The following is an 18,086-nucleotide window of genomic DNA, read 5'->3' as shown; positions in this document are numbered from 1 at the left end:
CCACGCCGGGCGCTTGCCGCCATTGCGGCCCCCCACTATGATGAGCCGCTTTTTGCACGCCGCGCCGCCGTCGCCACGGCGTGTGCTATAAAGCCGTCGTAAAAGGGACCCACGCCGGCGAACCCGGTCTACCAACACACATCTGTCATGTCCAAAGCACTGATCATTGCGGAAAAGCCTTCTGTCGCGAACGACATCGCGCGCGCTTTGGGCGGCTTTACAAAGCATGACGAATACTTCGAGAGCGACGAATTCGTCCTGTCGTCCGCGGTCGGCCACCTGCTCGAAATCGCCGCCCCGGAAGAGTACGAGGTCAAGCGGGGGAAATGGAGCTTCGCTCATCTGCCCGTCATCCCCCCGCATTTCGACCTGAACCCGATCGCAAAAAGCGAGTCGCGCCTGAAAGTCCTGACCAAGCTCATGAAGCGCAAGGACGTCGACCGCCTGATCAACGCATGTGACGCGGGGCGCGAGGGCGAGCTGATTTTCCGCCTGATCGTGCAGCACGCGAAGGCAAAGCAGCCGGTCCAGCGCCTTTGGCTGCAGTCGATGACGCCGCAGGCGATCCGCGACGGTTTCGCGCATCTGCGCAGCGACACGGACATGCAGCCGCTCGCCGACGCCGCACGCTGCCGCTCGGAAGCCGACTGGCTCGTCGGGATCAACGGCACGCGGGCGATGACCGCGTTCAACAGCAAGGGCGGCGGCTTCTTCTTGACGACCGTCGGCCGCGTTCAGACGCCAACGTTGTCGATCGTCGTCGAACGTGAAGAGAAAATCCGCCGTTTCGTCCCGCGCGACTATTGGGAAGTGAAGGCCGCGTTCGCGTGCGCGGGCGGGTTCTACGAAGGCAAGTGGTTCGACCCGAAATTCAAACGCGACGAATTCGATCCGGAAAGGCGCGACTCCCGCCTGTGGAGCTTGCCGGCCGCCGAAACGATCGTCGCCGCGTGCCGCGACCAGGTCGGCACGGTGTCCGAGGAATCGAAGCCGTCGACGCAACTGTCGCCGCTGCTGTTCGACCTGACGAGCCTGCAGCGCGAGGCGAACAGCCGCTTCGGCTTCTCCGCGAAGAACACGCTCGGTCTCGCGCAGGCGCTGTATGAAAAGCACAAGGTGCTGACGTACCCGCGTACCGACGCGCGCGCGCTGCCGGAAGACTACATCTCGACGGTGCAGTCCACGCTCGAGATGCTCAAGGAGAGCCACAACTACCTGCCGCACGCGAAGCAGGTGCTCGACAAGGGCTGGGTGAAGCCGAACAAGCGGATCTTCGACAACTCGAAGATCAGCGACCACTTTGCAATCATCCCGACGCTGCAGGCGCCGAAGTCGCTGTCCGAGCCGGAGCAGAAGCTGTACGACATGGTCGTGAAGCGCTTCCTCGCAGTGTTCTTCCCGGCGGCCGAATTCCGCGTCACGACGCGGATCACCGAAGTCGCCGGCCATCACTTCAAGACCGAAGGCAAGGTGCTCGTCGAGCCGGGCTGGCTGCAGGTGTACGGCCGCGACGCCGAAGGCGCGGACGCGAACCTCGTGCCGGTGCAGAAGGACGAGAAGGTGAAGACGGACGAGATCGCCGCCGTCGCGCTCGTGACGAAGCCGCCCGCACGCTACTCGGAAGCGACGCTGCTGTCGGCGATGGAAGGCGCGGGCAAGCTCGTCGAGGACGACGAGCTACGCGAGGCGATGGCCGCGAAGGGCCTCGGCACGCCGGCGACGCGCGCGGCGATCATCGAAGGCCTGCTCGGCGAGAAATATCTCGTGCGCGAAGGCCGCGAACTGATCCCGACCGCGAAGGCATTCCAGCTGATGACGCTGCTGCGCGGGCTCGGCGTGAAGGAACTGACCGCGCCCGAGCTCACCGGCGAATGGGAATACAAGCTGTCGCAGATGGAGCGCGGCAACCTCGGGCGTGACGCGTTCATGCAGGAAATCGCCCGCATGACGCAGCAGATCGTCAAGCGCGCGAAGGAATACGATTCCGACACGATCCCGGGCGATTACGCGACGCTCGAGACACCGTGCCCGAACTGCGGCGGCCAGGTGAAGGAAAACTACCGCCGCTTCGCATGCACGAAGTGCGAGTTCTCGATCTCGAAGATTCCGGGTAGCCGGCAGTTCGAGATCGCGGAAGTCGAGGAATTGCTGCAGCAGAAGACCATCGGTCCGCTGTCCGGCTTCCGCAGCAAGATGGGCCGCCCGTTCTCGGCGATCCTGAAGCTCTCGTTCGACGACGAGACGAAGAACTACAAGCTCGAGTTCGACTTCGGCCAGGACCAGGGCGGCGAGGAAGGCGAGGCGCCCGACTTCTCCGCGCAGGAACCGGTCGGCGCGTGCCCGAAGTGCAAGGGCCGCGTGTTCGAGCACGGGATGAGCTATGTGTGCGAGCACTCGGTCGCGAATCCGAAGACCTGCGACTTCCGTTCGGGCAAGGTGATCCTGCAACAGGAAATCACGCGAGAGCAGATGGCGAAGCTGCTGGCCGACGGCCGCACGGATCTGCTGCCGAACTTCAAGTCGTCGCGCACGGGCCGCAACTTCAAGGCCTTCCTCGTGAAGCAGCCGGACGGCAAGATCGGTTTCGAGTTCGAGAAGAAGGAGCCGAAGGCTGCCGCCGCGAAGAAGACGGCAAAATCGGCGACGAAGGACGCCGAAACCGTGACGGAAGGCGCCGAAGAGAAACCGGCACCGGCTCGCAAGACCGCCGCCCGCAAGACGACGGCGCGCAAGACGGGCTCGTAATGCTCAGGCTGCCGGGGGCTCCCCCGGCGCGGCGCGCGCCGGTCGAACGACCATGAAGGCGGCGATAAAAAAACGCGGATCGATCGCTCGATCCGCGTTTTTTCTTGATGCCGGCCGTTTCCGTGCGCGGCCGCCGCGACGTTACAGCGGCGACGGCACCGCGACCCGCGCGCGCGGCGAACGCGCGAGGCGCGGCTGCAGGTTCGGGTCGGTCGATTCGGCGGGCTCGGCACGCATCTCGACGCCGATCGGCGCAGGCGCAGCACCCTGTGCGGCCCACTGTTCGCCCATCGTCGCGTCGGTCGAGTGGCTGAAATACTCGACGAGGTGGTCGATGAACGTCCGCACCTTCGCAGGCAGATGGCGCCGGCTCGGATAGGCGATGTTGATCTCGACCTGCGGCAGCCGGAAATCCGGCAGCAGCCGCACCAGCGCACCGCGCGCGATGTCGCTGCCGATCAGGTAGCTCGGCAGGATCGCGACACCCATCCCGAGCAGCGCGAACTGGCGCAGCATCGCAGTGTTGTTCGCGACGATCACGTTGGTCGGGCGCACGCGCACTTCGCCGTCCGGCCCCGTGAACACGCGCTCGTCGCCCCAGTATTCGGTCGGCAAGCTCAGCGCCGGGTGCTCGGCGAGGTGTTCCGGGTGGGTCGGCACGCCGTGCTTTTCCAGGTAGCTCGGCGTCGCGCACACGGTCATGCAGCCCGTGGTCAGCCGCCGCGTGACGATGCTCGCGCTGCGCATCTGACGCGTGACGACGATCCCGACGTCGAAACCTTCCTCGACGAGATCGACTTGGCGGTCGACCAGCGTCAGATCCGGCACCACCTTCGGGAATTTCTCGGTGTACGACTGCAGGACGGGGGCAAGGTTGTGCAGGCCGAACACGACCGGCGCGACGATGCGCAACGTGCCGACCGGCTCGTGATTGCGCGCGACGACCATCTGTTCGACATCCTCGAGCTCATCGAGAATCTGGCGCGCCCGCTCCAGGTAGACCTGGCCCGACTCCGTCAGCGAAAGGCTGCGCGTGGTGCGGTTCAGCAGGCGCGTGCCGAGCCGACCTTCCAGATCGGCGACGTGACGCGTCGCGACCGCGTTGGAGATATCCATTGCACTCGCGGCCCGCGCGAAACTGCCGAGATCCGCAACCTTGACGAACACGCGCATCGACTGCAAATGATCCATAAACGACTCCTGCCGCTGTTACAACTTCAAAAAGTTGAAGCATATGCGTAATTCTCCTACGACAGCGGAAATGATGCAGAGTTGCTCAACAAGGCCCACGTTGACGATAAAAATAGTCAAAAATCCTCACTCATCGCGAATGGATGATCCAATTATTCTGATTGAAGCAACAATTGGGTGAACCTCATCCGGTAAGCGGCCGAATCAGGAAGGACGTGTCTGATGCGACACAACATCGCACCCCGCCACACCCGACGGGAGCGGCGCCGGGTCAGGCCGGCGCCGATTGCGGCGGAGCGTAACAACCTGTTAAAAAGACACCAAGACGTCCGCCGACGTAGCATCATGTCGGCCCCGGCCGGGCGGGACGGGCGCGCGACGTGCGCCGCCGCTACTGCCGCCTTCAACGCGCGACTCCCGCTGATCATGAAAATTGCCATCCTCGACGACTACCAGGACGCCGTCCGCAAGCTGAACTGCTTCGAGATGCTTGCCGAGCACGACGTGAAGGTCTTCAACAACACGGTTCGCGGCCTGGGGCAACTCGCGAGCCGCCTGGCGGAAGTCGAGGCGCTCGTGCTGATTCGCGAGCGCACGCCGATTTCGTCGCAATTGCTCGCCAAGCTGCCGAACCTGCGCATGATCAGCCAGACCGGCCGTATCTCGAGCCACATCGACCTCGAAGCATGTACCGACCGCGGCATCGCGGTGCTCGAAGGCACGGGTTCGCCGGTCGCGCCCGCCGAACTGACCTGGGCGCTCGTGATGGCCGCCCAGCGCCGCATTCCGCAATACGTCGCGAACCTGAAACAGGGTGCCTGGCAGCAGTCGGGCCTGAAGACGTCGGCGCTGCCGCCGAACTTCGGTCTCGGCCAGGTGCTGCGCGGCCAGACGCTCGGCATCTGGGGCTACGGCAAGATCGGCCGGCTGGTCGCCGGCTACGGCAAGGCGTTCGGGATGAACGTGCTGATCTGGGGCCGCGAGCATTCGCTCGAGGCCGCGCGCGCCGACGGCTACACGGCCGCCGAGAGCCGCGAAGCGCTGTTCGAGCAGAGCGACGTGCTGTCGCTGCACCTGCGCATGCACGACGACACGCGCGGGATCGTCAAGCAGGAAGACCTGATGCGGATGAAGCCGACGTCGCTGCTCGTCAACACGAGCCGCGCGGAGCTGCTCGAGGAAAACGCGCTCGTCAACGCGCTGTCGCACAACCGTCCGGGGATGGTCGCGATCGACGTGTTCGAGAGTGAGCCGATCCTGCAGGGCTACAGCCTGCTGCGGATGGAAAACGTGATCTGCACGCCGCACATCGGCTACGTCGAGCGCGAAAGCTACGAGCTCTACTTCAGCGCGGCGTTCCGGAACATCCTCGCGTTCGACCAGGGCGACATGTCGAGCGTCGTCAATCCGGAAGCGCTGACGCCGCGCCGCGTGCGCTGACCGGCGCGGGCCGCGCTCGCCGCGCGGCCCCGTTTCTCCGTTCCCGCCTTCAGGCGGCCACGCGGCCGCCCGTCATCGCGTCGACGCGCGTGAGGAAATGCTCGCCGTCGCGCCGCCCGAGGTCGTATGCATGCCGCATCTGCGACGGGCTCGTGTAATCCCAGCTCGAAATCGGCACCTTGCTCGACGGCTGTACATAGAGCCGCCTCTGGTCGCCGTGCGCGACCGTGAACATCTGCGGGCGCGGATACAGCCGCGTGACGAGCACCAGCACGCCGCCCGGCGATGCGTCGAGCGCGTCGACCGGCACGTTGTCGACCATCCCCCCGTCGAGCACGGGCCGGCCGCCGCGACGCAGCACCGGCGTGAACGGCGGCGTGCACGACGACTGCAGGATCAGGTCGGCGAGTTCTTCGACGCTCGCGCATGCCTGCGCGCGCACGAATTCGGGCCGGAAGCCGAGCATGCGCCCGAGCGTCGGGTGCAGCGTCTTGCGCACGTATTTCTCGATGTTGTACGCGACGAGGCCGGCGGCGACCGCACTGCGCGCGCCGAGCCAGCGCGGCACGTGCGACACGCCGATGCGGATCTCCGGCGCCGCGGCGAGCTTCGCGAACGGCTCGCCGTAGATGTCGAGCAATGCCTGACGGTAGATCCGGTAATGCGGAAACACCGGCTCGCGCCCGAACAGGTTGCCCCAGTACGCGTTCTTGCGGTTGTGGCGCAACGCCTCCTCGTAATAGCGCATCACCCACGCGGCATCGCGCGTATACAGCATGCAGGCGGTCGCCGCGCCGGCCGAGATGCCGGCGATCACGCGCGGGCGCAAGCCGAGCGCCGGCTGGGCAACGTCCCAGAAGCCGGCCTGCCACCAGCAGCGATTGCCGCCGCCCGCGAAAACGATCTGGTCGAACATCGCGCCGCTCAGCTGACGAGCGCGTAGGTCGACGTGGCGTGAACGGCCATCTTGCCGTCCTCGTCGAACAGCTCGACTTCGCCGAATACCAGGTTGCGGCCCATGCGCAGCACGCGCGCGGTGACGAGCACGTCGCCCTTGCGCACCGGACGCATGAAATTCGTGTTCAGCGAGACGGTGGTCATCGGCCGGAACTCGCCGAGCGCGGCCGAGATCGCGACCACCATCGCGGTGTCGGCGGCGGCCGTGAACACCTGCCCGCAGATGATGCCGCCCGAATGACGGAATTCGCCGGAAAACGGCAGGCGCATCGTGACGCTGTCGTCGCCGATCGATACGGGGACCAGACCGAGCGAGCGGACCCACGGGGCCAGCAGGCGATCCAGCAATTCGCGGACTGCGTTTTCGTCCATCTTCGAATGTCCAGAAAACGTTGCGCGACCGCCGCGCAACGGGTGTGGACGTCATCATACCGGGAGCACGCCAACTGCGATCGATCGTTGGCGCACCGGAAGCCGCCGGGGCCGTGACGAAATATTTTCAGGGAATTTGCAGAAAGGGCTTGCCAAGTCTGAAATACCCGTGCATAATCTTTCTTCTGTTGGGGGCGTTAGCTCAGTTGGTAGAGCAGCGGACTCTTAATCCGTAGGTCGAGTGTTCGAGTCACTCACGCCCCACCAGGAATTCCAAAGGCCGGTCAGCGCAAGCTGACCGGCCTTTTTCCATTCCGGCGACCGATTCAGGCGCCCGCCCAACTCCCCCGCATCACGGCATGCAATTACATACATGCCTCGCCCGTACACTTTCCGCTAGAATCGTCCGACAAAATATCACACGACCGGGGCGGCGATCGCCATATCGCCCCCGGCACTGAGAGAGCATGGGACGTCAGACATGGAATCATGTGAGCGAGACGCGACCATTCAGAGGGCACGGTCACGCCGACAGCGGCACGCACGTCGAGTCGCGCCATCCCCCCGATCGCATCCGGCCCCGTCGCACGACGCGCAACGCGGATCCGGCCATGCCACGTAAGGACGCGCTCGTCGCACTCGCGCTCGGCGTTGCGCTGCTCGTGGTCGCAGCGATGCTCGCCGTCACCGCGAGCCATGCGGTGGGTGATCTGGTCCGCACGCCGGGCACGGTCGTGCGCATCGTGCAGGACAGCGACGCGATGCGCGGATACCGTCCGATCGTCGCCTATCTCGCGAACGACGGCCACCGCCGTGAAGTCGCCGGCAATACCGCATCGGTGGTCCCGGCGTACGACATCGGCGAAAGCGTGGACGTCCTGGTCGATCCTGCCCATCCGAACCGTCCCGCGCTGATCGACGATTTCACGCAACGCTGGTTTCCCGTCGCGGTGCCGGCACTGCTCGCGGTCGCGTCGCTTGCGGTCGGCTGCCTGCTGTACGGGAGCGAGCGCCCCAGCCGGCGAGACGACGCGCTTGCCGCCGGCAAGACGGCCCGGCGCCGCTGGAACATCGCGATCGTGCTGATGCCGATCGCGATCGGCACCGGCTTCCTGGCCGGCGCCGGTGCTGCCGGGCTGCGCGAGTGGCAGATCGCCCGCCATTACGCGCACTCGACCGGCCACGTCGTCGAGATCACCGAATCGGCGCAATCGTCCCGCACACGCACGTCGCTCTATTCGGCGACCATCGCGTTCACGACCGACAGCGGCCGCCCGGTCACGTTCGCGCAAGGCTCGGCTTCATCGCGCCCCTGGCTGTACGAAGGCGAGGTGGTCAACGTGCTGTACGACCCCGTCATACCCGAGCGCGCGGTCATCGACCGGTTCTGGGACCGCTGGGGACTCACGGCGATCCTGTTCGCGATCGGCGCGCCGTTCCTCGTCACCGGATTGTTCGTCATCGGTGCGCTGTGGCCCGACCATCGGCCGCACGAACTCGCTGAATGATGAACGCGGAGCAGGCGAGTCGTCGGCGCCGCGGCCCTGGCCTCACCGTTCCCTGAACGCCTCCACCTTCGCGCGATTCCCGCAGGTGCGCATGTTGCACCAGCGGCGCCCGACGCCGCGGCCGTGGTCGACGAAGAACCACGTACAGCGGCCGCACTGCCGCACGCGCGCGAAGTCGTCGCCACGCAGCAGATGCTCGAACCCGAGCGCGGCCGCGTCGACCCAGCGCGACGCGGCACGCGCATCGGGCCGCCACGCGAAGCGGCCATCGACCGCGTCAAACGCGCTGCGCCCGATCGCATCGCGGATTGCCTCCGTGAGCCGGCCTGCCGCTCGCGCGCCGGCGCCGCCGCCGCCACCGCTCGTCAGATGCGCGAGTGCCGCGTACGCATCCTCGCGAAAACCATGCAGCGCGGCGAGTTCGTCCGCGCCGTCCTGCCGGGGATGACGCAGAAACCGTGTCAGGTCGGCCCGAGCCAGCAACCCCGATTTCCCCGCCCATGCGCGCACGGCCGCCCAGTCGACGAGTTTGTCCTCGTCGCGCGTCTTGCCCGTGTCGGCCACCGTGTTCAGGAAATCGAGCGCCGGATGGCCGCCGACGAAATCGGCCGCGCTCCATACATGCGCCTGTCGCCCAGGCTCGTGTCGAGTAACCATTTATTTCCACCTATCGGTTTCATATCCGGATGAACAGGCGTAACCTGTTATCAACCAAAACAGGTTATCACGGAGGCGCCGATGCTCGATCTCGCCTATCGCTTCGTTTTCGACGGTCACCGGATCGCATGGGGCACGCTCGGTGAAGGGCCGCCGCTCGTGCTCGTGCACGGAACGCCGTTTTCATCGCAGGTGTGGCGCCGGATCGCGCCATGGCTCGCGCGACGCCATCGCGTGTTCTTCTACGACCTGCTCGGCTACGGCCAGTCGGACATGCCCGACGCGGACGTCTCGCTCGGCCGGCAGAACGTGCTGTTCGGCGCGCTGCTCGACGAATGGAATATTGCGCGCCCGCGCGTGCTTGCACACGACTACGGCGGCGCGACCGTGCTGCGCGCGCACTTCCTCGACGGCATCGCGTATTCGGACCTGACGCTCGTGAACCCGGTTGCGATCGCGCCGCAAGGCTCGCCGTTCGTGCGGCATGTCGCGCAGCACGAAGCCGCGTTCACGGGGCTGCCGGCGTATGCGCACCACGCGCTCGTGTCGGCCTATATCGGCAATGCCGTCGCGCGACCGTTGAGCGACGACGTGCTGTCGATCTATCGCTCGCCATGGCTCACGCCGGCCGGCCAGGCGGCGTTCTATCGGCAGATCGCGCAGATGCGCCAGCGTTACATCGAGGAAGCCGAGGCACGCTATGCGCCGCCGGACTTTCCGGTGCGCATCGTGTGGGGCGAGGACGACGCGTGGATTCCGCTCGAACAGGGGCAGGCCCTCGCCGATCGCATCGCGGGCGGCAAGCTGATCCGCGTGCCGTGTGCAGGCCACCTCGTTCAGGAAGATGCGCCGGAAGCGATCGTCGCCGCCGTGCTCGACGGACACCGACAGGATTGATGCCTCCCGCAGCCGCGTGGCGTGGCGTGGCGTGGCGCGTCAGAAGGCCATTACGCCAAGCGCGAGCGTCGCGACGAATTTCGCGGTGCGGGGGGCGCGCGATCGCCCGAACAACTCGCGCGACGCGCCGGCCTCGACGACACGGTCATCCGCGAGAAACATCGCAGCGTGCGCACGCATCTCCGGCACTTCGAGCAGGTTCACGCAGCGCTGCAACGTGCGCTAGCATCCCAATCGGCGAACGACATGAGCCGATCGAATAGCGCCCGCACTGGCCACGAAGCCGGTGCGGGCGCGGGCACATTGCGTGCCGCTTACCACGGCAGCGAATAGGTCTTCGTGTTCGTAAAGCTCTTCATCGCTTCCTGCACGCCTTCCTTGTACCCAAGCCCCGAATCCTTCACGCCGCCGAATGGCGTCAGTTCGAGCCGGTAGCCCGGCACCTCGCGCACGTTCACGCTGCCGACTTCGAGCTCGGTGATGAAGCGCGTGATGTTGTCGAAGCGGTTCGTGCAGACCGACGACGACAACGCATAGTCGGTGCTGTTCGACATCCGGATTGCTTCGTCGATGTCGCGAAAGCGCATGATCGGCGACACCGGGCCGAACGTCTCGTATTTCACGAGCGGCATGTCGGGCGTCACGCGATCGATCACCGTCGGCGAATACAGCGCACCGTCGCGAACGTTGCCGACCAGCAACCGCGCACCGCGCGCGATCGCGTCGTTCACCTGCTGCTCGCAGAACTTCGCGGCTGCCTCGTCGATCACCGTGCCCATGTCCACCGACGGATCGGACGGATTGCCGTACGACCACGCGCGCGTTTTCTCGACCACCAGCTCGGTGAAGCGATCGGCCACCGCCTCGTGCACGAGCATGCGCTTGATCGCGGTGCAGCGCTGCCCCGAGTTCTTGTACGAGCCCGACACGGCGAGCGAGCTTGCTTCGTCGAGATCGGCATCGTCCATCACGATGATCGGATCGTTGCCGCCGAGTTCGAGCACCGCGCGCCGATAGCCCATTCGCGACGCGATCGACTTGCCGATCGATACGCCGCCGGTGAACGTGATGAGGTCGATCGCCGGGTTCGTGATCAGCTCGTCGGCAATTTCCTTCGGGTCGCCGGTGAGCACTTGCAGCATCTGCGGCGGCAGACCGGCTTCGTACAGGATGTCCGCAAAGAGGTAGCACGACAGCGGCACCTTCTCCGACGGCTTCACGACGATCCGGTTGTTGGTCGCGACCGACGGCACGACCTTGTGCGCGACCTGATTCATCGGATGGTTGAACGGCGTGATCGCGGAGATCACGCCGAGCAGCGGTTCGCGCTGCGTGTACACGCGGCGCTTCTTGCCGTGCGGCGTCAGATCGCACGAGAAGATCTGCCCGTCGTCCTTCAGCACTTCGCCCGCGCCGAACGTCAGCACGTCGGCAACGCGCCCGGCTTCGTACGTCGAATCCTTGATGCACAACCCGGCCTCGGCCGTGATCAGCGCCGCGATCTCGGCGGTGCGCTCACGCACGATGTCGGCCGCGCGGCGCAGGATCGCCGCACGCTCGTGGCGCGTGAGCGACGGCCGGTATGCACGCGCGGCGGCGAACGCGCGCCGAACGTCATCGAGCGTCGCCTTCGGCACGGTGCCGACGAGCGTTCCGTCGTACGGGTTGCGCACCTCGATCACCGCGTCGCGATGAATCCGCTCCCCATCGACTCGCAGTGCTTCACGATGAAACGCACGGGCCTCCGCCGATGCTGCAATGTCGTTCATGATGTCTTCCTGGCGGGTGCGTACGCGTCACTGCAGATGATTGAGCGCGATGTCGATGATGTCGAAGTTGCGCAGTCGCGCGCGGCCCGTGACGTCGGTCGCGACCGGTTTGCTGAAGATCAGCGGCACGATCTGCTCGGAGATCCCGCCGTGCGAGCGCAGCGGCACGTCGAGGCCCGACAGGTCGTGCTTGATGCGGCTCGTGCCGAGCACGACGTCCTGCTTCGAGATCACGATCAGGTCGCCCATCCGGTCGGGCGGCAGCTCGAAGCGCGCGCAGCCCTCGGCACCCGACAGCACGACCTCGATGCCGTCCACCGCGGCAAGCCGCGCGCGCAGCGCGTCGGCGTCGGCGGAATCCGGCACGTAGACGGTCGCGAACGAGCCGAGCGCGCCGTGGTGCACGACGTACGGATCGGTGATCGGCAGGATCACGCGCGCGGCATCGTGGCCGAGCCACTCGTCGAACAGCTCCTGCAGGTAGATGACGTTGGGTTCGCCGGTCTCGCCGTCGTGCTTCGCGTTCATCCCGTGGTCGGCCGTGATCGCGACGATCGCGCCGAGCTCGTCGAACCGCTTCAGGTACGCGTCCATCATCTGGTAGAACGCGTTCGCGCCGCCCGTGCCGGGCGCGCATTTGTGCTGCACGTAGTCGGTCGTCGACAGGTACATCAGGTCGATCGGGCGTGTTTCGAGCAGGCGCACGCCAGCCGCGAACACGAACTCGGACAGCTCCGCGCTGTACACGCTCGGCACCGGCTTGCCGACCAGTTCCAGCACGTTGTCGATGCCGTTTTCCTCGACGCTCGCCTCGTCGGCCTTCTCCGACGAGAAGCAGATGCCCTTGAGCCCCTTGCCGAGCAAGCGGCGCAGCTTGTCCTTCGCGGTGACGACCGCGACGCGCGCGCCGCGTTCGGCGAAGGCCGCGAGCACGGTGGGCGCGACGAGGTACCTCGGATCGTTCATCAGCACCTCGGCGCCGGTGTCGCGATCGTAGAAGTAGTTGCCGCTTATCCCGTGGATCGCCGGCGGCACGCCCGTCACGATCGACAGGTTGTTCGGGTTCGTGAAGCTCGGCACCACGCACTCGCCCTTGAGCGCCGTGCCCGGCTTGAGCAGCGTGCGCAGGAACGGCGCGACGCCGGCCTCGGCCGCCATCTCGAGGTATTCATAGGCGCAACCATCGACGCAGACCACCACCACGGGGCGGCTCATCCAGTTGTAGCGGCGGCCGTTCACTTCCACGGATACAGGCGTTTCAGACATGACGTTCAGTCCTTTCGGTTCGAAGGGGTTGCGCTGTCGGCGCCCGCACCGCGCCGAGAAGGATGTTTTCCATGCTTGACATTAAAATCGATGATTTGTAGATTGTCAACAATATGGAGAAAACAGAAAGCAAAAGGCGAAAGCACGGCGGACTCGCCGCACGCGGCGGCCGCTGCCAGCGCAGTTGCCGCGCGTTGGTCGACGGCTTCCGGCCGTTCGTCGATCCGGCAATCCCGGTGCCGATCATCGTCACGTTCCATGCGCCGGACGATCCAAACCACGATTTCAAGCGGTTTTATCAGGAGGTCAAAATGCGCGGCTACGTTCTGTATCGGGGCAAGCTGACGGAAGTCGATACGGTCCACGTCGGCTGCATCGGCCGCTTCGGCGAAGCCGGCATTCCGGGCGCGGTCGCCGCAATCGCCGACACGCTGACGGGGATGGGCAGGCGCCGCACGTCTGCCGAAGCCGCGGCCTGACGCGATGTACCCGCCGCACGACGACACGCATCGCCGTGCGGCGGTTTCGTTTTCTTTTCCCGCCGTGCGCGGCACGGCGCCCGACCCTTACCGGCACGACAACCGATGCGACCCTTCTGGATCGAACAAGCACTGTTCAACGACGGCGATCTCGCCCCCGCCTTGCAGGGCGCGACGCAGGCCGACGTCTGTATCGTCGGCGGCGGCTTCACCGGGCTCTGGACCGCGATCCAGGCGAAACAGCAGAACCCGGCGCTCGACATCGCGATACTCGAAGCCGACCTGTGCGGCGCCGGCGCGAGCGGGCGCAACGGCGGGTGTCTGCTCACGTGGTCCGCGAAATTCCTGACGCTGCGCCGCCTGTTCGGCGAAGCGGAGGCGATCCGGCTCGTGAAGGCGTCGGAGGCGGCCGTCCAGCACATCGCCGACTTCTGCCGCGCGCATCGCATCGATGCGGAGCTGCGGCTCGACGGCACGCTGTACACCGCGACGTCGCGCGCGCAGGTCGGCACGCTCGCGCCGGTGCTCGACGCGCTCGCCGCGTGCGGCATCCACAGCTACGAGCCTCTGCCGGCCGCCGAGGTCGCGCGCCGCTCGGGCTCCGCACGCAATCTCGACGGCGTGTACTCGCCGATCGCCGCGACCGTGCATCCCGGCAAGCTCGTGCGCGGGCTGCGCCGCGTCGCGCTCGACACGGGAATCCGGATCTACGAGCGCACGCCGCTCGTCGACTTCACGCCGGGACAACCGGCCGTCGTGCGCACGCCGTCCGGCAGCGTGCGCGCGAGCAAGCTGGTGTTCGCGATCAACGCGTGGATGGCGAGTCGCTTCCCGCAGTTCGAACGCACGATCGCGGTCGTGTCGAGCGACATGGTCATCACGGAGAAATGCCCGGAACTGCTCGAGCAGACCGGACTCGTGGACGGTGTGTCGGTGCTCGATTCGCGGATCTTCGTGTATTACTACCGCACGACGGCCGACGGGCGGCTGATGCTCGGCAAGGGCGGCAACACGTTCTCGTGGCACAGCCGCATCGCGCCGGTGTTCGACCGGCGCTCGCCGTACGAGGCGCAGCTCACGCAGAGCCTGCGCGAATTCTTCCCGTCGCTCGCGGGCGTGCCGGTCATCGCGAGCTGGAACGGCCCGTCGGACCGCTCGGTGACGGGCTTCCCGTTTTTCGGCCGCCTCGACGACGCGCCGAACGTGTTCTACGGCTTCGGCTATTCGGGCAACGGCGTCGGGCCGACCTACATGGGCGGGCAGATCCTGTCGTCGCTGGTGCTCGGCCTCGACAACGTCTGGACGCGCAGTCCGATCGTGCGAGGCCCGCTCGGCCATTTCCCGCCGGAGCCGATCCGCTATGTCGGCGCGCACGTCGTGCGCAATGCGATCCGCCGCAAGGAGCGCGCGGAAGACGAGAGCCGACGGCCGGCGAGGGTTGACACATGGCTCGCGAAATTCGCGAGCGCGGCCGGCAAGGCCGACAAGGCGTGACGATGCGATGACGTCACGTGCAACGAAGCGCAATGAAAAAGGGACGCTGCGAAGCGTCCCTTTGAATTGGGTACGACCGCCCGTGCGGCCGCGTCACGCGCGCGCGGTTTTCTCACGCGCCACGTTGCCCACCGAGGGCAGCGCCTGCTCATGCGTGCGGCGCATCCGCGCAAGGCCGTGCGCGACGTGCTCGCGCACGAGCGCGACGGTCTTCTCCTCGTCGCCGCTCGCGAGCGCCTGCACGATCTTGTCGTGCTCGGCCGCCGACACTGCAATCGCGTCCTCCTCGGCCTCGATCGCGGCCTGGCGCAGCAGCCCGAGCTGGCGCACGAGCCGGCGATAGGTGTCGGTGAGGTGCGTATTGCCGACACCGACCACCATCGCGTCGTGAAACTGCACGTTCAACTCGGTGTAGCGCGTGACGTCGTGCGTCTTCGCCGCATCCTTCATCGACTGGATGATGCCCTTCAGCACCTTCAGCGTGTCGGGCGAAATGCGTTTCGCGAGCGCGCGCGCGACCGACTCGTCGAGCATCGCGCGCACTTCGTAGATCTCCTCGGCCTCGCGCAGCGGCACGACGCGCACGGTCACGCCGCGGTTCTTCTCGTTGCGCAGCAGCCCGGCCTGCTCGAGCGCACGAAACGCCTCGCGCACGGGGCCGCGCGACACGTTCAACTTGGTCGCGATATCGACTTCGTTGAGTTTCTCGCCAGGCGCATATTCGCCGGACACGATCGCGCGCTCCAGCATGTCCTGGACAATCATCGCGAGCGACTGGCTTTGCAGGAGTTCGATGGCGTTGAGCGCGTTCGGGACAGTCATGATCGGGCAGGCAGCGAAGCTGCGGATGAGAACGAGGGCGCCATGTCGGCGAATGATCGCTATATACCCTCAGCCCGATATATTGTCAACAGTTTTCAGTTTCCAAAAGCGCATGCCTCGTGCCGGAATGCGATGCGCGTGCGGCCGGCGCGAGCACGCCGAACCGCGCGACGCAGGCCAGCCGTCAGGCCGTCTGCTTGACCGGCCCCGGATCGCTCTGGCTCGGCCGGCCCGTCTCGACGTGGCCCGCGAAGCGGCGCACGACCTTGTCGTCGCCGCCGCGCAGCGTCGTCGCGGTGATCGTCAGATCGTACCAACCGTGGCTCGACGACAGCTCGAAGTGATCCTCGATGCGCTCACCCGGCTCCAGCGTGTAGGTGCGCGCATGCGCGTGGCTGTACGCGTTGTCGACGACCACGCGGCATGTCGCACGGCCGCTGTTGCGCAGTTGCAGGTACACGTGGCGGTTGCGCACGTCGTAGCCGATCTTCGCTTCCGGGTTCGCGTGGCGGCCGTCCGCCGCCAGCCGCGTGTTGCCCTGGAATTCGCACAGATAGCCGTTCGGGCCATAGGCGGCGAGATGGTAGTCGCCGCGCGCGGCCGACGTGCTCCAGGTATCGGCGAAACGATCGTGCGAGGACACCGCGTAGCGGCGCGGCGGCGTCGCCGGATTGCGGCGGTCGTACACGTAGAACGCGGCGCCCGCGTCACCCGAGTTCGCGAAGTCGAGCGACACGCTGTCGTCGCGCCCGTTCACGCGGGCATGCACGAACAGTTCGTACGGCAGCGCGCGCGCCGGACGCGTGCCGGGCTCCTGCGCCGGCATCGACTGCTGCGCGGGCACCTGGTACGCCTGGCCGGCGGTGGCGATGTGCTGCGGCACCGTGAAGCTCACCGTGCGCGTATCGGGCCGCGCGGAGAAGTCGAATGCCGACGTGAGGTCGCCGCAGACCGACCGGCGCCACGCGCTGATGTTCGGCTCCTGCACACCGAAGCGCGCTTCGAGAAAACGCAGCACCGACGTGTGGTCGAACGTTTCCGAGCAGACCCAGCCGCCCTTCGTCCACGGCGAAATGATGATCAGCGGCACGCGCGGCCCGAGGCCGATCGGCTGGAGGCCGCCCGGGTCCGCGCCCGGCACCAGCGGGCTCATCTCGCCCGGGTACTTGTTCAGGTCGAGCAGTTCGTCGCCGAGGTTCGACAGCAGGTTCGACGACACGATGCCCTGGCCGCCTACCCCGCTCGTGACCGGCGGCACCGGCGGCACGACGTGGTCGAACAGCCCGTCGTTCTCGTCGTAGTTGAGGATGAACACCGTCTTCGCCCACACCTCGGGGTTCGACGTCAGCGCCTCGAGCACCATGTTGATGTAGAACGCGCCGTCCGTCGGCGACGCCTGCGGGTGCTCGCTGTACTTGTACGGCGCGACGATCCACGACACCTGCGGCAGCCGGTTCGCCTGCACGTCGGCCTTCAGCTCGGCGAGCGTGTGGTCCGACGCGCCCTTGTCGACCAGCGGGCCGCTCGCGCCTTCCTTCACCTGGAACTTCTTGAAGAACATCAGCGAATTGTCGGTGTAGTTGTCGGTCGGGTCGCCCGGGATGCCCGTGCCGCCCTGGTACACCTTCCAGCTGATCTTCGCGTTCTCGAGACGTTCCGCGTAGGTCGTCCACGTGTAGCCGTTCGTGTTGTTGCGCTCGCCGATGCCGGGGCCGTTCGGCTGCGTGCCGTACACGTTGCGCGAGTCGATCGTGCCGGTCCACAGGTAGATGCGGTTCGGTGCCGTGTCGGCGTGCGCGGAGCAGAAGTACGCGTCGCAGATCGTGAACGCGTCGGCCAATGCGTAGTGGTACGTGAGATCCTGGCGCTTCAGGTAGCCCATCGTCAGCACGTCCTGCTTCTGGTTCACCCACTGGTCCCACTGGCCGTTGTTCCAGGACAGGTGGCCGCTGCTCCAGCCGTGGTTGGTGCCCGGCTGGAATTCGGTCGTCTGCTTCGGGTCGAGATAGAACGGCAGCACGTACGGCGCGGACGGGTCGAGCCCGCGCGAATGGTAGTTCTTCGTGAACACCGACGCCGGCGGCTGCTGCCACACCGGCGCACCGCTCGGCAGCAGGTGCGGGCGCGGGTCGTTGAAGCCGCGCACGCCGCGCAGCCCGCCGAAGTAATGGTCGAACGAGCGGTTTTCCTGCATGAAGATGACGACGTGTTCGACGTCGCGGATCGTGCCGGTGCGATAGGCGGCCGGCATGGCCAGTGCCTTGCGGATCGCGGGCGGGAAGCCGGCGTAGGCGGCCATCGCGCCGGCCGACTGGGCGGCAAGGCGCAGGAAATCGCGTCGATTGGTGGCGGACATGAAGAGGATCCTGTGGGTCGGTAAGGGTGGCGCCGGTCGAGCGGGGCCGGCGGTCGGTGCGTTGCCGTTATTACTCCGCACCGGCGTGTCCCGGCCGTGACCGGTTCCAGCAGGTTTCTTGCGCTCACCCCCA

15 protein-coding genes, 1 tRNA gene and 1 pseudogene are annotated in these 18,086 nt (G+C 66.4%); 7 read left to right on the top strand and 10 right to left on the bottom strand.

Features of this window, described 5'->3' with window-relative positions:
- Positions 1-147: 147 nt before the first annotated feature.
- On the top strand, positions 148-2,745 hold the full coding sequence (locus tag WS75_RS02175) for a DNA topoisomerase III (RefSeq protein ID WP_059678961.1): 2,598 nt from the start codon (positions 148-150) through the stop codon (positions 2,743-2,745).
- Positions 2,746-2,886: 141 nt separating this feature from the next.
- On the opposite strand, the gene WS75_RS02170 is transcribed toward WS75_RS02175, so the two are convergent.
- The gene (locus tag WS75_RS02170) at positions 2,887-3,936 is read right to left on the bottom strand and encodes a LysR family transcriptional regulator (protein ID WP_059678960.1); all 1,050 of its coding nucleotides are present in this window, start codon (positions 3,934-3,936) and stop codon (positions 2,887-2,889) included.
- Positions 3,937-4,362: 426 nt separating this feature from the next.
- Between WS75_RS02170 and WS75_RS02165 the strand changes: the two genes are divergently transcribed.
- The gene (locus WS75_RS02165; RefSeq protein ID WP_059678959.1) at positions 4,363-5,376 is read left to right on the top strand and encodes a D-2-hydroxyacid dehydrogenase family protein; all 1,014 of its coding nucleotides are present in this window, start codon (positions 4,363-4,365) and stop codon (positions 5,374-5,376) included.
- A gap of 49 nt (positions 5,377-5,425) precedes the next feature.
- On the opposite strand, the gene WS75_RS02160 is transcribed toward WS75_RS02165, so the two are convergent.
- The gene (locus WS75_RS02160; RefSeq protein WP_059678958.1) at positions 5,426-6,292 is read right to left on the bottom strand and encodes a patatin-like phospholipase family protein; all 867 of its coding nucleotides are present in this window, start codon (positions 6,290-6,292) and stop codon (positions 5,426-5,428) included.
- 8 nt (positions 6,293-6,300) lie between these two features.
- On the bottom strand, positions 6,301-6,705 hold the full coding sequence (locus WS75_RS02155; protein WP_011886440.1) for a PaaI family thioesterase: 405 nt from the start codon (positions 6,703-6,705) through the stop codon (positions 6,301-6,303).
- 191 nt (positions 6,706-6,896) lie between these two features.
- Between WS75_RS02155 and WS75_RS02150 the strand changes: the two genes are divergently transcribed.
- Together WS75_RS02150 and WS75_RS02145 are read left to right on the top strand one after the other, a co-directional pair.
- A tRNA-Lys gene (locus WS75_RS02150) sits at positions 6,897-6,972 on the top strand.
- 200 nt (positions 6,973-7,172) lie between these two features.
- On the top strand, positions 7,173-8,213 hold the full coding sequence (locus WS75_RS02145; protein WP_059678957.1) for a DUF3592 domain-containing protein: 1,041 nt from the start codon (positions 7,173-7,175) through the stop codon (positions 8,211-8,213).
- 42 nt (positions 8,214-8,255) lie between these two features.
- Here WS75_RS02145 and WS75_RS02140 read toward each other — a convergent pair whose 3' ends face one another.
- On the bottom strand, positions 8,256-8,870 hold the full coding sequence (locus WS75_RS02140) for a CGNR zinc finger domain-containing protein (RefSeq protein WP_059678956.1): 615 nt from the start codon (positions 8,868-8,870) through the stop codon (positions 8,256-8,258).
- A gap of 81 nt (positions 8,871-8,951) precedes the next feature.
- Here WS75_RS02140 and WS75_RS02135 point away from each other — a divergent pair, with 81 nt between their 5' ends.
- Positions 8,952-9,767, top strand: coding sequence for an alpha/beta fold hydrolase (locus WS75_RS02135; protein ID WP_059678955.1), 816 nt, complete (start codon positions 8,952-8,954; stop codon positions 9,765-9,767).
- A 39-nt stretch (positions 9,768-9,806) separates the two neighbouring features.
- On the opposite strand, the gene WS75_RS33260 is transcribed toward WS75_RS02135, so the two are convergent.
- The 4 genes from WS75_RS33260 to WS75_RS34010 all read right to left on the bottom strand — a co-directional run bounded on the left by WS75_RS33260 (position 9,807) and on the right by WS75_RS34010 (position 13,062).
- A complete protein-coding gene (locus tag WS75_RS33260) occupies positions 9,807-9,971 on the bottom strand; it encodes a hypothetical protein (protein WP_257129312.1) in 165 nt (54 codons plus the stop codon).
- A 110-nt stretch (positions 9,972-10,081) separates the two neighbouring features.
- Complete coding sequence (gene phnY / locus WS75_RS02130; protein WP_059678954.1) at positions 10,082-11,536, bottom strand: phosphonoacetaldehyde dehydrogenase; 1,455 nt, start codon at positions 11,534-11,536, stop codon at positions 10,082-10,084.
- Between the two features lie 27 nt (positions 11,537-11,563).
- Positions 11,564-12,802: a phosphonoacetate hydrolase gene (gene phnA, locus WS75_RS02125; RefSeq protein WP_059678953.1), complete on the bottom strand. Its 1,239-nt coding sequence runs from the start codon at positions 12,800-12,802 to the stop codon at positions 11,564-11,566.
- Positions 12,803-12,807: 5 nt separating this feature from the next.
- The gene (locus tag WS75_RS34010; protein WP_179948865.1) at positions 12,808-13,062 is read right to left on the bottom strand and encodes a hypothetical protein; all 255 of its coding nucleotides are present in this window, start codon (positions 13,060-13,062) and stop codon (positions 12,808-12,810) included.
- Between WS75_RS34010 and WS75_RS02120 the strand changes: the two are divergent.
- Both WS75_RS02120 and WS75_RS02115 read left to right on the top strand, forming a co-directional pair.
- Positions 12,949-13,281: pseudogene (locus WS75_RS02120) on the top strand (2-aminoethylphosphonate--pyruvate transaminase); the annotation flags it as partial. The gene WS75_RS34010 and the pseudogene WS75_RS02120 overlap by 114 nt on opposite strands.
- 105 nt (positions 13,282-13,386) lie before the next feature.
- Positions 13,387-14,775, top strand: a complete 1,389-nt coding sequence (locus WS75_RS02115; protein WP_059678951.1) for an FAD-dependent oxidoreductase — start codon at positions 13,387-13,389, stop codon at positions 14,773-14,775.
- 93 nt (positions 14,776-14,868) lie between these two features.
- Here the strand turns inward: WS75_RS02115 and WS75_RS02110 are convergent, their stop codons facing one another.
- Together WS75_RS02110 and WS75_RS02105 are read right to left on the bottom strand one after the other, a co-directional pair.
- The gene (locus WS75_RS02110; RefSeq protein ID WP_059678950.1) at positions 14,869-15,597 is read right to left on the bottom strand and encodes a phosphonate utilization associated transcriptional regulator; all 729 of its coding nucleotides are present in this window, start codon (positions 15,595-15,597) and stop codon (positions 14,869-14,871) included.
- A gap of 184 nt (positions 15,598-15,781) precedes the next feature.
- On the bottom strand, positions 15,782-17,953 hold the full coding sequence (locus WS75_RS02105; protein ID WP_059678949.1) for a phosphocholine-specific phospholipase C: 2,172 nt from the start codon (positions 17,951-17,953) through the stop codon (positions 15,782-15,784).
- Between the last annotated feature and the right edge of the window lie 133 nt (positions 17,954-18,086).

It is taken from the genome of Burkholderia sp. FL-7-2-10-S1-D7, assembly GCF_001524185.1.
In the GTDB taxonomy this organism is placed as follows: Bacteria; Pseudomonadota; Gammaproteobacteria; order Burkholderiales; family Burkholderiaceae; genus Burkholderia; species Burkholderia diffusa.
Note: the sequence above shows the minus strand (reverse complement) of the source record. Positions and strands in the feature narration are given on the sequence as shown.

What these genes read in the sequence shown, in the direction of transcription:
- WS75_RS34010 (WP_179948865.1), bottom strand. Translation starts at nt 13,062, where the DNA reads ATGGAACGTGACGATGATCGGCACCGGGATTGCCGGATCGACGAACGG.
- WS75_RS02105 (WP_059678949.1), bottom strand. Translation starts at nt 17,953, where the DNA reads ATGTCCGCCACCAATCGACGCGATTTCCTGCGCCTTGCCGCCCAGTCG.
- phnA (WP_059678953.1), bottom strand. Translation starts at nt 12,802, where the DNA reads ATGTCTGAAACGCCTGTATCCGTGGAAGTGAACGGCCGCCGCTACAAC.
- WS75_RS02160 (WP_059678958.1), bottom strand. Translation starts at nt 6,292, where the DNA reads ATGTTCGACCAGATCGTTTTCGCGGGCGGCGGCAATCGCTGCTGGTGG.
- WS75_RS02115 (WP_059678951.1), top strand. Translation starts at nt 13,387, where the DNA reads ATGCGACCCTTCTGGATCGAACAAGCACTGTTCAACGACGGCGATCTC.
- WS75_RS02110 (WP_059678950.1), bottom strand. Translation starts at nt 15,597, where the DNA reads ATGACTGTCCCGAACGCGCTCAACGCCATCGAACTCCTGCAAAGCCAG.
- WS75_RS02145 (WP_059678957.1), top strand. Translation starts at nt 7,173, where the DNA reads ATGGGACGTCAGACATGGAATCATGTGAGCGAGACGCGACCATTCAGA.
- WS75_RS02140 (WP_059678956.1), bottom strand. Translation starts at nt 8,870, where the DNA reads ATGGTTACTCGACACGAGCCTGGGCGACAGGCGCATGTATGGAGCGCG.
- WS75_RS02165 (WP_059678959.1), top strand. Translation starts at nt 4,363, where the DNA reads ATGAAAATTGCCATCCTCGACGACTACCAGGACGCCGTCCGCAAGCTG.
- WS75_RS02135 (WP_059678955.1), top strand. Translation starts at nt 8,952, where the DNA reads ATGCTCGATCTCGCCTATCGCTTCGTTTTCGACGGTCACCGGATCGCA.
- WS75_RS02170 (WP_059678960.1), bottom strand. Translation starts at nt 3,936, where the DNA reads ATGGATCATTTGCAGTCGATGCGCGTGTTCGTCAAGGTTGCGGATCTC.
- phnY (WP_059678954.1), bottom strand. Translation starts at nt 11,536, where the DNA reads ATGAACGACATTGCAGCATCGGCGGAGGCCCGTGCGTTTCATCGTGAA.
- WS75_RS02175 (WP_059678961.1), top strand. Translation starts at nt 148, where the DNA reads ATGTCCAAAGCACTGATCATTGCGGAAAAGCCTTCTGTCGCGAACGAC.
- WS75_RS02155 (WP_011886440.1), bottom strand. Translation starts at nt 6,705, where the DNA reads ATGGACGAAAACGCAGTCCGCGAATTGCTGGATCGCCTGCTGGCCCCG.